Here is an 11,826-nt window from a genome sequence, read left to right as displayed (position 1 = left end):
ATCGTGGACGGCTGGGATACGATGAACTCATTCACTCGCGTGCTTCCGTGATCGTCCACGATCGCGCTGAAACAGCGTCTGCGATCACGTCGAAACGGACGTCCACGATCGCTGAAATGCGCAGCCTGCTCGGCAAAGGCGAGCTGAGCAACCTGGAGGTGGCCCTGTGCTACTTCTTCGGCGATCAGATCAAGGCGCTGATCGCGGCTCGCTGGCAGACGAACGCGCCTGGCAGCTTGGTCGAGAACAACAGCGGCCCGACTATTGCCGAACGTGAGGCCGAGATCGACGCCAATGACGATCGCCTGACCGCTATCGACGAGGAGCTCGCGAGCGTGCAGATGCAGTTCGAGGAACTGAAGCCGCACGCGGCGGTGTCCGCGCGCTGAGCGCTGCCAGCGGGCGGCGGAGTTCACCTGCATGGGTCGAAAGGGCGGGCAACTTAGCGGGGCGATGATGGTGCGGCTGACTGAGATCGGCGCGCGAGTTCTCGAGGCTCAGCTCGCGGTACCTCGGCAGCAGGCCGGTGAAGCAATGCGCGAGATCGCGTACGAGCTCGCCGCCGAGTACGGCGGCACGTTCATGTACGTGCCTAAGAACGCTCAGTGGTTTCTTTCAGAGCGCGACGAGCGCATCTACGAGCGCCTGCAGCGCGGCGGAAACGTGGACGATGTCGCGCGCGATTTCGGGATCACCCAGCGCCAGGTGTATTCGATCAGCGCGCACGTGCGACGCCAGCGCGAAGCCGCTGCCACGCGGGCAACAAGGGCCGCGGATTGAGCCCCGCTCGCAGCGATGCCGGCGCAGCAGCTGCACAACAACGGCGCGAGCGACTCGCTGCCGCGAACCCAGGAGAGGAACCTTCAACATGAACCACACCACGATCAACTTCATCGAGCCGCCGGAGACGACGGTCCACATCGACGGCGCTACCTTCACGCTGCGTCCGATCACGATGCGCATCCTTCCCGCGCTCGTCACGTGCGTCGAGCCCGCGTTCGAAGAGATCACGCGCCTGATGCTCGACCCGACGCTGCCGGCCGCGGCCGGCGTGCTGGCGCGCCAGACCAGCCCGATCTGCGAGGCGATCGCGCTCTGCACCGGCGTCGACGCAAAGACGATCTATGCCATGACACCGGACCGCGCCGCGGCGCTGCTGCTGGTGTGCTGCGAGGTCAACGCGGATTTTTTCTTTCGCGCGGTGCCGTCCCTCAGCGACCAGCTCGACGGGATCGCACCGCTACTCAAGGGGAAGATCAGGGCCGCGATGCAGAAGGCGACGCCGGCGATTGGGGCTGGGCCTTCGAGCAGCTCGCCCGCACCGGCCACAGCCACGGAGACGTCCTGAGCTACACGCTGCACCAGTTCAAGGTCTACCTCGAGCTCAGCGTGCGACGTGACCGGCGCCAACGCCTCGAGCGCCTGGAGGACGCCGCGTTAGCCGCCAGCGGCGGCGAGCCGCTCCTGGCCCGCCTGAAGGCACTGGCGGAGTAGCACCTTTCCAGCGCGGGGAGCCAGAGCACATGACCGTCGAAGGCAAGATCCGAATCACCGCGAGCGTCGACGACGCGGTGAGGAACCTGCGCCAGCTGCGCGGCTCGTTCGACAACCTGAACGCCGGTGTCGCGCGCGCGGTGTCGGCTGTGCAGACGTTCGGCGGCATCGTCATCGGCGCCGAGGGCGTGCGGCGCATCTCGCAGATGGCCGACAACTACGCGAACATGGCCGCGCGCCTGAAGGGCGCGACCCGCGACACGCTGGAGTTCAACGCAGCGCAGGCGTCGAGCATTCGCCTGGCGCAGCAGTACCAGGCGCCGCTCGCGGAGCTGAGCACGCTGATGACGCGCGTGCTCGGCGCCGTGCGGCCGCTCGGCGGCGGGCTGAAAGAGGCGCAGGTCACGACCGAGGCCATGCTCGCGGCGCTCAAGCTCGGCGGCTCGACCGCGGCCGAGGCCGGCTCGGCGATCACGCAGTTCAGCCAGGCGCTCGGCTCGGGTGCGTTGCGCGGGGAAGAGTTCAACGCGATCGCCGAGGCGGCGCCGCGCCTGCTCGACGCTCTGGCGGCCGGGCTCGGCAAGCCGCGCGACCAGCTGAAGAAGCTCGCCGAAGATGGCGCGCTCACGACCAGCGCCGTCGTCGGCGCGCTCACCAAGGCGCTCCCGCAGCTGCGGGCCGAAGCGGCGCAGATGCCCGCGACGATCGGCGGCGCCGCGCAGGCGGCGAGCGACGCGCTCTCCCGCTTCGTTGGGCGAAGCGCCGAGGGCAGCGCGGCAGTCAAGACGCTGATCGGCGCCTTCCGACTACTGGCCGAGAACATCGACACCGTCGTGACGGCGCTCGCTGCGCTAGCGGCTGCGCTCCTCGCGGTCAAGATCGGCGGCTTCGTCGCCTCTCTCGGCACGGCCGTGACGGCTGCCGGCGCGCTGGCCGGAGGCATCACAACCATCGGCATCGCTGCGCGCGGGTTGCTCTCGATCATCGGCGGGCCTGTCGGTCTGATCGTGACCCTCGGCTCGCTCGCGCTTGCGTGGATCGGCGTTCAGAAGGCACAGAAGGCTGCAACCGAGCGCACGGTCGACACCATCCGGGCTGAGCGCGATGCGGTGCAGAAGCAGCTCGACGATCTCAAGACCCGCGACCCGGCGACAGCAACCTTCGCGCGTGCGTCGGCGGAGACGGCGCTCGCCTCGCGGCTGCTCGCGCTCAACCGCGAGATCGAGGTCAAGCTCCGCGAGAAGGCTGGACCCCGAGGCGGGCCGGCGCTGGGCGAGGACCGGCCGCTGCGCGACCCGCGCACGGTCACCGAGTTCGAGAACGATAACAAGACGCTCGCGCGCATTCAGCAGGAGTACGCCGACAAGCGCGCGGCCTACATCCTGGCCAAGGATCGCGAGATCGCGGCCGCGCGCCTGGCCGGCAACTTGGCGCTCGAGCGCAAGCTGCAGCAGGAGAAGGCCGGCGCTCTCGCCGAGCAGGCAAAGAACGAGCGCGAGGCGGTCGCCAAGGCGACGGCACCAGGTGCCGGCGTGACCACGCGCGTGGCGCGGTACAAGGAAGAGTACGACCGAATCGCGGCGATCGTGGCCGACTCGACGCAGCGCCAGCTGGACGCGAACAAGGCGATGTACGACGAGCAGCTCGTCTCCACGCGCCAGTTCTTCGCCACCCGCGGCGCGCTCGAGGACGAACAGTCGGCCCAGGAGATCGCCCGCATCGAGGCGGAGATCGCAGCGCGCCGCCGCGTGGTGAAGGAGAACACTGAGCGGCTGAAGCGGGCGCGCTCGGGCAACGACCGGGAAGGGTTCGAGGAGGCGATCGCAGGTGACCGCACGGCGATCGCGCAGCTCGAGGTCGACCTGGTCAAGGCCGGGCGCGATCGCGCTGCTGCGGCCCGATCGCGTGCCGTCGAGGAGCGCCGCATCACGGACGAGCTGGCCAGGCAGCGCGCCGAGGTCGACTACGAGATCCGCGCCGGCAACGATCAGCTCACCGTGGCGGACGAGCGCCTGCGCCTGGAGCGCGAGTTCACCGACATGCGCCGGCGCGAGCGCCAGGAGACCGGCGGCACCGCCAAGACCGACGAGCTGATCCAGGTGCGGCTGCGCATCGCCGAGATCAGGAAGCTGCAGGACGCCTACGGGACGCTGGCCGACGCGGTGCGCCTGAAGGAGGAAGAGATCGACGCGCAGGTGCGCGCCGGCGCGATCACGACGACCGAGGCTGAGCGACTCAAGTTCGAAGCGCGTGCCAAGAGCATTCCGCTGCTGGAAAACATCTTGCGCAAGCTGCAAGAGCTCGCCGCCACGGACGCCGAGAAGAACGCCGTGGAGGGGCTGCGGCAGAACCTCGCGAAGCTGAAGGACACCACGACCGACCTGGAGCGCTCGCTTCGCGGCGCGGCGTTGTCCAACCTGACGACCGCGCTCAACGACGTGTCCACGGGCGCGAAGTCCACCAAGGCCGCGCTGGTCGACATGGTGCGAGGCTTCGCCACGGCGATGCTGAACGTGCTGAACCAGGGACTGGCCGAGCAGCTGGTGAAGCAGTTCCAGACTGCGGCGTCAAGCGCCTCCGGCGGCGGCGGGTTCTGGGGTTCGCTGCTCGGCGCTGTCGCCGGCCTGTTCGGCGGCGGCGGAGGCAGCAGCGGTGTGTACATGGATTCGGTCGTGGGCGTCCTGCACACGGGCGGCATCGCGGGCGGCAGCGGTGGCTGGAAGCAGCGAGTGCCAGCCGCGGCGTTCGCCCTGGCGCCGCGGTACCACTCGGGAGGCATTGCCGGGCTCAAGCCCAACGAGGTGCCGGCAGTGCTCGAGCTCGGCGAGGAGGTGCTCAAGGCGAGCGATCCGCGGCACGTGCGCAACCTCGGCGCGTTGGCGATGGGCGGCGTGACGGTCAACGTTTCCGTGAGCGGCGCGGACGGCGCCGACGACGACCGGCGGGCGTTCGGCGACGAGCTCGGCCGGCGCGTGCGCGCGACCGTCATCGACGTCATCGCGAACGAGCGGCGCCAGGGCGGCATGCTGGCCGGCGCCAGGTAGGGCGGGCATGGCCGACCGGATCACGATCGCGGTTCAGAACCTGGACCTGACGCGCACGCTCGATCGAGCGGTTCGGCGCGTCAAGGACACCCGTGGGCTGATGGCTCACGTCGGTGCCGCGGTGGAGATGAACATCAACCTGCGGCTCATCAACAAGCGCGACCCGGACGGAGCGGCGTGGGCGCCGCTGGCGCCGAGCACGATCGCCCGCAAGCTGAAGAAGGGTCAGACCACTCGCATCCTGGAGGCCACCGGCCTGATGCAGCAGTCGCTCGGCTACAGCGCTGGCCAGGACTGGGTCGAGGTGGGCGTGAGCGAGCCCTATGGCATCTATCACGAGACCGGCACCAGGCGCATGCCGCGGCGCGGCTTTCTGTTCGCCGATCACGAGGCGGGACAGCTCGGCCGCGACGACCAGGAAGAGGTCGAGCTCGCGATCGCCGAGTACCTCGCTGGCTCGCTCGCGGGTTGGTAGGCCGTCAACGGAACGCAACGAAAGGCCCCAGGATGAGCCACCAAGCACTGCTCGCAACAGCCCTGGCCCTCGCTGCGAATGGCGAGGCGCAACTACTCCCAGCCGGCGAGTTCAAAGCGCGCGACGGCCGACCGGGTAAAGACCTGACCTGGAAGCTCGACGACACCGGCGGCGTGAAGCTCGCGGTGCGCCTGAACGGCACCGCCGCGTCGACGCCGATCGTGATCGACTACGAGCACCAGACGATGCTCGCGCCCGAGAACGGCAAACCGGCGCCGGCGGCCGGCTGGATCACGCACGTGGAGTGGCGCGTTGGCCAGGGGCTCTTCTCGCGCGTCGACTGGACCGCCGCGGCGCGTCAGCGCATCGCCGCCAAGGAATACCGGTTCATCTCGCCGGTGATCGAGTACGACCGCGCCACGGGGCAGATCACCGGGCTGCACAACGCGGCGCTGACGAACTTCCCGGCACTGCTCGGCATGCAGCCGGTGGTCGCGCAGCTGCGCGCCGGCGCCGGCGGCGCGGACGTCTGGCACGGGCAGCGATCGGTGCCTCCCGAGATCGCGGCGCTGGTCGAGCAGGGCGTGCGCGAGCACAAGCTGACGCCGCAGCTGCGCGCGTGGGCGGAGGGGTTCGGTGCGGCTGACGCGGCTTCGCTGCGCACCTACCTGGCCAGCGTGCCGGTCGGGCGCTATCTCGACGACGAGGTGCGCACGCTGCTGCTCACCCTCGGCGTTACCGTCGAGCAGTTCGTCGCCGGCGGCGGCGCCAATCACCTGGTGAAGGCGAGGTCCACATGAGCACCGCGGTGCTACGCGAGGTTCGTCTCCACCGTCCCGAAGGCGGGTTGCTCGAGGCGGCGGAGCTGTAGCGCCGCACTTCTCCTACGTCGCTTTGACCAGAGGATTCGCCCTTCCGTACAAGCCCAGGAGAACGTACTTCTTCCCTGCTGACGGAGCCAGGCCATGAACCAGACACTCGCACGCTTCCACATCGAGGGAGCGGCCAAGTTCACCGAGACCATTCTCGCGCTCACACCGTTCTTCAAGAGCCTGCGGCCGGCGCTCCGCTCGCTGAGCTCGACGGGCGCCGAAGTCGTGATGCCGACGCCGACCGAAGTTGGCGCGAAGGACCCGCAGCACCACACCGCTGACGACGCTGCGCTCGGCGGGCTCGCGCTCCTCACCGGTGGGCTGGCGCTCGACGCTGGCGCGCCGCCCAGCGCGCGATGGGCGCTGAGGGGATACGCGGTGCAATGCGCGGTGCAGGGGCGCATGCATTCGGAGGTGCACGCGCTGGCCGACGCGTCGACGGTTGACTGGAAGACCGCGGGCGACTACGAGGTCGAGGTGCAGCTACTCGCAGTTGGGCGCGAGCTCGTGTCCACTGTCCGGCTGATGATCAACGTCGAGACGTCTTCGCCCGCGTGAACGTGTGGGCTGTCGCTCAGCGCGGCGGCCCGTCAGCGCAACGGCAAGCGCGATGCCAGTCGACCTGTTACAGCTGGGCGCGCGGGCGCAACCTAGCTCCGCCGGCTACCATCCGCCGCCATGAAGGGTCTTTTCACCATCGGCTACGAAGGCGCGTCGCTCGCGGACTTCGTCCGCACACTGACCCGTGAAGGTGTCACAACGCTGCTGGACGTCCGAGAGCTGCCGCTGTCTAGGCGCAAGGGATTCTCGAAGACTTCCTTGGCGGAATTGCTGACCTCCCGCGGAATCGCGTACCGCCACGAGCGCGCCCTTGGAACGCCGCGGCCGCTGCGTCGCAGCCTCGCCGTCGAGCGCGACTATCCAGCGTTCTTCGCGGCCTTTGGCGCGCACCTCGACTCGCATTCACGTGTGCTCGAAGAGCTGTCGGCGTCGCTTGAGGGGCGGGTTGCGCTGATGTGCTTCGAGCGTGATCACAAGGCGTGTCATCGGAGTTCCGTGGCCGATCGTCTGAAGGCGATTACCGGTCTTCCTGTACGGCACCTGGAGGTCACCCATGTCCCTGCCGAAGCCGGAGAGAGCCGCGATCTTGGTCAAAGCGTTCCCGCAGCCGAGCCAAAAGTACGAAGAGACCGTCTGTTGTGCGGGGATCACGCCTGACGGAGAGTTCGTCCGGCTCTACCCGGTCCGATACCGGCACCTGAGGCCCGAACAGAAGTTCGATCGCTGGGACGTGATCGAGTATTCAGCGACCAGGCCTCCTGGGGACTTTCGCCCGGAGAGCCGTCACGTTGATGAAGAGTCGATCCGCGTCGTTCAGCGGGCCGCAGCGCTCGACGAACAAGCGAGAGTCCGCTTGTGGTCCTCCCATGTGTCGCGCTCCCTAGTCACATTGAAGTCTGAAAACGTGGCGACGCACAAGAGCTTGGGCGTGGTACGTCCCGACTCCGGATCGGTCCGGTTTTCAGCGCGACGGCTTAGGTCGGACTCGAGCGAAGATCGTGAATTGCGAGCTGCTTTCCAGCAGGTGTCGCTCCTGGACCCCGGCCGGCTCGAGCCGTTGCTGGTAGAGCACGAGTTCCGGTATGACTTCACCTGCGATGGGATCTCGCACTCGATGAAGATCCACGATTGGGAGGTCCACGCGGCGCATCATGCGTACAAGCGCAGGTACGGCGACCGGGCGCTGAGCGTGCTCTCAGAGGAGTACGGCCAGAACATTCCGAAGCGCAACCTTCACCTGGTGATGGGCACCATGAAGGCTCACCCGCGGCAGTTCATAGTGATCGGACTGCTGCGCTCGCCGGTCTCGCCAGACGAAGCCTCCAAACAGCACGCCCTCCTCTGAGCGGGGGTGCGGCAGGCCGCCGGCGAGCCGTCGACGCGCGTCGAAGTGCACCGCCACGCACGCGGATTCCTCGGTCGCTAGTGTGGGGCTGCTGCCTGGCAGGTGCGCGACTTCCTGCCACCGGCGGCCGCCGCGGGTATGGCGGTGACACCGAACCGGCGCGACTCCCGGTCCCCTCAGGCAGCCCCGGCATCCTAGCGCCGGGCGCTTCGCCACGCGAAAGACGCTTTTGCGTGTTGCAAGAACGCATCAGGTCTGCGCAGGGGTTGTGTCCGCGCCGGCGCAGACCTTTTGGCCGCGCTTACGCGCGCCGGCTTCGCTCGCCGCCGCAGGCGCAGCCGGCTCATAGCCGGCCGCCACGTGATCCGCAACTTTCAGTCGGGTTCGCAAGTCCTTATTTCCAAACGCTTTTTTGGTCGCCGAAGCGTGTATCAATTCGTCGCTAAGTCGTTGATTCGATTGATTTTTATTTCCCCGTTTCGTTGACCCACCCCGGCGCATCCGCTAGAGTGGCGGAAAGTGCACTTTTGTGGGGTTTTGTGGCAAGCGTCGTGTTCCAGGGCCCTGCAGCGTTGACGCTCGACAGCAAAGGTCGGATCGCCATGCCTGCACGCCACCGCGAACTGCTTGCTGCGATGGGCGTGAACCAGCTCACCATCACGAAGCACCCCGAGGGCTCGCTGCTGATTTTCCCGCGCCCTGCCTGGGAGACCTTCCGCGACAAGGTCGCGGCGCTGCCGATGGATTCGAGCGGCTGGAAGCGCGTCTTCCTCGGCAACGCGATGGACGTGGACATCGACGCGTCGTCGCGCGTGCTGATCGCGCCCGAGCTGCGTGCCGCTGCCGGGCTGGTGCGCGACGTGATGCTGCTCGGCATGGGCAGCCACTTCGAGCTGTGGGATCGCGAGCGACACGCCGCCCACGAAGCGGCGGTCATGCAGTCGCCGATGCCCGAATCGCTCAAGAGCTTCAGCTTCTGATGGCTGCCGAACGCCCCTCGTTCCACGCCACCGTGCTGCTGGAGGAAGCGGTCGATGCGCTCGTGACGCGCACCGACGGCATCTACCTCGACGGCACCTTCGGTCGTGGCGGCCATGCCCGCGCGCTGCTCGCGCGCCTGGCGCCCGCCGGCCGGCTGGTCGCGCTCGACCGCGACCCGCACGCCATTGATGCCGCGGCCGCCGATGCCGAGCTCGCCGCCGACGCGCGCTTCTCGGTGCACCACGCCAACTTCTCTCAGCTCGCGGCGACGCTGGCTGGCCTCGGCATCGAGCGCGTCGACGGCGTGCTGCTCGACGTCGGCGTGTCGTCGCCGCAGATCGACCACGCCGAGCGCGGCTTCAGCTTCCGCTTCGACGGCCCGCTCGACATGCGGATGGACACCACCCGCGGCGAAAGCGCGGCCGAGTTTCTCGAGCGCGCCGACGAGCGCCAGATTGCGGAGGTGATACGCGACTATGGGGAAGAACGGTTTGCTCTACAGGTTGCAAAGGCGCTTGTTGCTCGGCGCGCAGGCGGGAACCCAGTTCGAACCACCCGGGAGCTTTCCGAGGTCGTGGCTGGTGCGGTCAAGACCCGCGAGCCAGGCCAGAACCCTGCAACGCGCACGTTTCAGGCTCTTCGGATTTTCGTCAACGCCGAGCTTGAGGAGCTCGAGCAGGGGCTGAACGCCGCGCTGGCGGTGCTCGCGCCCGGCGGGCGGCTGGTCGTGATCAGCTTCCACTCGCTCGAGGATCGGATCGTCAAGACCTTCATCGCCCGCGAGAGCCGCAGCGTGTTCGACCGGCGCGCGCCGTTCGCCGCCGAGGCGCCGCATCGCCTGAAGGCGCTCGGCCGAGTGAAGCCGGGCGCCGCCGAGCTCGCGGCGAACCCGCGCGCGCGCTCGGCGATCATGCGCGTGGCCGAACGCACCGAGGTGCCGGCATGAACCGGCTCAACGTCGTGCTGCTGGTCGGCCTGCTCGCGAGCTGCGTCTACCTGATCGAGGTGTCGTACGACGGTCGGCGCCTCTTCACCGAGCTCGATCGCGCGCGTGCCGAGGAGCGCGCGCTCAACACCGAGTTCGAGCGCCTCGAGACCGAGCTGCGCACCGAGGCGACGCCCTCGCGGGTCGAGCGCACCGCGCGCGACCGCCTGGCCATGCGCAGCGCGACACCTGCCGTCACCTTCTACGTGGCCCGCGACGCCGGAGCGGCGTTGCCTGCTTCCGGAGTGACCCCCCGATGAGCCGCCTGCGTCAGCCCAAGCCGCGCGCCGTTCCGACGAGCGTGCGCAGCGTCAACTACTCGACCAGCCCGCTGCTCGCCTCGCGAACGCCGCCGTGGCGCTCGAAGTTCCTGGTCGCGCTCGTGGGCCTCAGTTTCCTGGTGCTGCTCGGGCGCGCGGTCTACGTGCAGATCGTCGACGCGCCGTTCTTCCTGAAGCAGGGCGAGAGCCGCTATGCGCACACGCTCACCCTGCCGGCGAGCCGCGGCCGCATCTTCGACCGCAACGGGCTGATCCTCGCGGCGAGCATCCCCGCGCCGTCGATCTGGGCGATCCCGAAGGACATCGATGCCGACGACGGCGCGCGCGCCGCGCTCGCCAAGCTCGTCGGCATGACGCCGCGCGAGCTCGACGACCGGCTCGCCGGCAGCCAGAACTTCGTCTGGCTCAAGCGCCAGGTCGACGACGGCGTCGCCCAGCAGATCAAGGCGCTCGGCATCAAGGGCGTGCACCAGATCCGCGAGTACAAGCGCTCGTACCCTGAAAGCGAGTCGGCGGCGCACATCGTCGGCTTCACCGACATCGAAAACCGCGGCCAGGAAGGCGTCGAGCTCGCGTTCCAGAACAACCTCGCCGGTCGCGACGGCTCGCGGCGGGTGATCCGCGACCGCCTCGGCCGCGTCATCGAGGACCTCGGCGACAGCGTCGCTCCGGTCGACGGCCACGACATCGCGCTCACGGTCGATTCGAAGGTGCAGTTCTTCGCCTACCAGCGCATCCGCGACGCGGTGACCGCGAACAAGGCCAAGGGCGGCAGCGTGGTCGTGATCGACTCGCAGACCGGCGACGTGCTGGCGCTCGCGAACTACCCGAGCTACATGCCGAACGATCGGCGCAACCTGAGCGGGGCCCAGCTGCGCAATCGCGCGCTCACCGACACCTTCGAGCCCGGCTCGACGATGAAGCCGTTCGTTGCCGGCTGGGCGCTCGAGACCAGGCGCGTCACGCCCGACACCGTGATCCAGACCGCGCCCGGCCGCATGACGCTGACCGGCTCGACGATCACGGACTCGCACGCGCACGGCAATCTGACGGTCGCCCAGGTGATCCAGAAGTCGAGCAACGTCGGCGCGGTGCGCATGGCGATGACGTTCTCGCCGCGCGAGATGTGGGAGCTGTACAGCGCGATCGGCTTCGGCCAGAAGCCGCAGATCGGCTTCCCCGGTGCGGTGACCGGGCGCCTGCGCCCCTACAAGAGCTGGCGCCCGATCGAGCAGGCGACGATGAGCTACGGCTACGGCCTCTCGGCGTCGCTGTTCCAGATCGCCCACGCCTACACGGTGTTCGCACACGACGGCGAAATGATCCCGGTCTCGCTGACGCGCCCGGTCGGCAGTGCGCCGCCGCCGATGGCGACGGGCCTGCGGGTGCTCTCGCCCAAGACCGCGCGCCAGATCCGCGAGATGCTGCATCTCGTCACGCTGCCGGGCGGCACCGCGCCCAAGGCGCAGGTCATGGGCTACGCGGTCGGCGGCAAGAGCGGCACCGCGTACAAGCAGGAAGGCAAGGGCTACGCGACCAAGAAGTACCGCGCCTGGTTCGTGGGTATCGCCCCGATCTTCAATCCGCGGATCATCGTCGCGGTGATGCTCGACGAGCCGAGCAACGGGCGCTACTACGGCGGCGACGTCGCCGCGCCGGTGTTCAGCGAGGTCGTGCAGCAGACCCTTCGCATGATGGGCGTGCAGCCCGACATGGACGTGCAGCCGCAGATCGTGTCGAAGGACATGCCGGCCGAGGTCGAGAGCTTCTGATGAAGGACGCGCGCTG

The 11,826-nt window shown here is 68.5% G+C and carries 13 protein-coding genes; all 13 read left to right on the top strand.

Going from position 1 to position 11,826, the window contains the following annotated elements:
* Positions 1–389 (top strand): hypothetical protein (locus tag HQN59_RS24660; protein ID WP_217704304.1); only part of this gene is annotated, 389 nt, incomplete at its 5' end.
* Between the two features lie 31 nt (positions 390–420).
* Entirely contained in the window at positions 421–780 is a 360-nt protein-coding gene (locus HQN59_RS24655; RefSeq protein WP_176071800.1) for a Mor transcription activator family protein, read from the top strand.
* A gap of 88 nt (positions 781–868) precedes the next feature.
* Complete coding sequence (locus tag HQN59_RS24650; RefSeq protein ID WP_176071799.1) at positions 869–1,348, top strand: hypothetical protein; 480 nt, start codon at positions 869–871, stop codon at positions 1,346–1,348.
* 175 nt (positions 1,349–1,523) lie between these two features.
* Positions 1,524–4,538 (top strand): tape measure protein, encoded by a 3,015-nt coding sequence (locus HQN59_RS24645; RefSeq protein ID WP_176071798.1) that lies wholly within the window; start codon positions 1,524–1,526, stop codon positions 4,536–4,538.
* A gap of 7 nt (positions 4,539–4,545) precedes the next feature.
* Positions 4,546–5,013 carry a phage virion morphogenesis protein gene (locus HQN59_RS24640; protein WP_176071797.1) on the top strand — a complete coding sequence of 156 codons (468 nt, stop codon included), beginning with the start codon at positions 4,546–4,548 and terminating at the stop codon, positions 5,011–5,013.
* A 32-nt stretch (positions 5,014–5,045) separates the two neighbouring features.
* A complete protein-coding gene (locus HQN59_RS24635) occupies positions 5,046–5,813 on the top strand; it encodes a phage protease (protein ID WP_176071796.1) in 768 nt (255 codons plus the stop codon).
* Between the two features lie 165 nt (positions 5,814–5,978).
* Positions 5,979–6,443, top strand: coding sequence for a DUF4442 domain-containing protein (locus HQN59_RS24630; protein ID WP_176071795.1), 465 nt, complete (start codon positions 5,979–5,981; stop codon positions 6,441–6,443).
* Positions 6,444–6,563: 120 nt separating this feature from the next.
* The gene (locus HQN59_RS24625; protein ID WP_176071794.1) at positions 6,564–7,103 is read left to right on the top strand and encodes a DUF488 domain-containing protein; all 540 of its coding nucleotides are present in this window, start codon (positions 6,564–6,566) and stop codon (positions 7,101–7,103) included.
* Positions 7,000–7,791 carry a hypothetical protein gene (locus HQN59_RS24620; protein WP_176071793.1) on the top strand — a complete coding sequence of 264 codons (792 nt, stop codon included), beginning with the start codon at positions 7,000–7,002 and terminating at the stop codon, positions 7,789–7,791. The genes HQN59_RS24625 and HQN59_RS24620 overlap by 104 nt, the downstream gene beginning before the upstream one ends.
* Before the next feature lie 551 nt (positions 7,792–8,342).
* Positions 8,343–8,771 (top strand): division/cell wall cluster transcriptional repressor MraZ, encoded by a 429-nt coding sequence (locus HQN59_RS24615; RefSeq protein ID WP_176071792.1) that lies wholly within the window; start codon positions 8,343–8,345, stop codon positions 8,769–8,771.
* Complete coding sequence (gene rsmH, locus HQN59_RS24610) at positions 8,771–9,718, top strand: 16S rRNA (cytosine(1402)-N(4))-methyltransferase RsmH (protein ID WP_176071791.1); 948 nt, start codon at positions 8,771–8,773, stop codon at positions 9,716–9,718. The genes HQN59_RS24615 and rsmH overlap by 1 nt, the downstream gene beginning before the upstream one ends.
* Positions 9,715–10,017: a cell division protein FtsL gene (gene ftsL / locus HQN59_RS24605; protein WP_176071790.1), complete on the top strand. Its 303-nt coding sequence runs from the start codon at positions 9,715–9,717 to the stop codon at positions 10,015–10,017. Before rsmH ends, ftsL begins: the two co-directional genes overlap by 4 nt.
* Positions 10,014–11,810 (top strand): peptidoglycan D,D-transpeptidase FtsI family protein, encoded by a 1,797-nt coding sequence (locus tag HQN59_RS24600; protein ID WP_176071789.1) that lies wholly within the window; start codon positions 10,014–10,016, stop codon positions 11,808–11,810. The genes ftsL and HQN59_RS24600 overlap by 4 nt, the downstream gene beginning before the upstream one ends.
* Positions 11,811–11,826 lie beyond the last annotated feature (16 nt).

Source organism: Rhizobacter koreensis, assembly GCF_013366375.1.
In the GTDB taxonomy this organism is placed as follows: Bacteria; Pseudomonadota; Gammaproteobacteria; order Burkholderiales; family Burkholderiaceae_C; genus Schlegelella_A; species Schlegelella_A koreensis.
Note: the sequence above shows the minus strand (reverse complement) of the source record. Positions and strands in the feature narration are given on the sequence as shown.

Coding starts and splice junctions, on each gene's coding strand:
- HQN59_RS24640 (WP_176071797.1), top strand. CDS start 4,546: ATGGCCGACCGGATCACGATCGCGGTTCAGAACCTGGACCTGACGCGC.
- HQN59_RS24625 (WP_176071794.1), top strand. CDS start 6,564: ATGAAGGGTCTTTTCACCATCGGCTACGAAGGCGCGTCGCTCGCGGAC.
- ftsL (WP_176071790.1), top strand. CDS start 9,715: ATGAACCGGCTCAACGTCGTGCTGCTGGTCGGCCTGCTCGCGAGCTGC.
- HQN59_RS24600 (WP_176071789.1), top strand. CDS start 10,014: ATGAGCCGCCTGCGTCAGCCCAAGCCGCGCGCCGTTCCGACGAGCGTG.
- HQN59_RS24620 (WP_176071793.1), top strand. CDS start 7,000: ATGTCCCTGCCGAAGCCGGAGAGAGCCGCGATCTTGGTCAAAGCGTTC.
- HQN59_RS24655 (WP_176071800.1), top strand. CDS start 421: ATGGGTCGAAAGGGCGGGCAACTTAGCGGGGCGATGATGGTGCGGCTG.
- HQN59_RS24630 (WP_176071795.1), top strand. CDS start 5,979: ATGAACCAGACACTCGCACGCTTCCACATCGAGGGAGCGGCCAAGTTC.
- HQN59_RS24650 (WP_176071799.1), top strand. CDS start 869: ATGAACCACACCACGATCAACTTCATCGAGCCGCCGGAGACGACGGTC.
- HQN59_RS24635 (WP_176071796.1), top strand. CDS start 5,046: ATGAGCCACCAAGCACTGCTCGCAACAGCCCTGGCCCTCGCTGCGAAT.
- rsmH (WP_176071791.1), top strand. CDS start 8,771: ATGGCTGCCGAACGCCCCTCGTTCCACGCCACCGTGCTGCTGGAGGAA.
- HQN59_RS24645 (WP_176071798.1), top strand. CDS start 1,524: ATGACCGTCGAAGGCAAGATCCGAATCACCGCGAGCGTCGACGACGCG.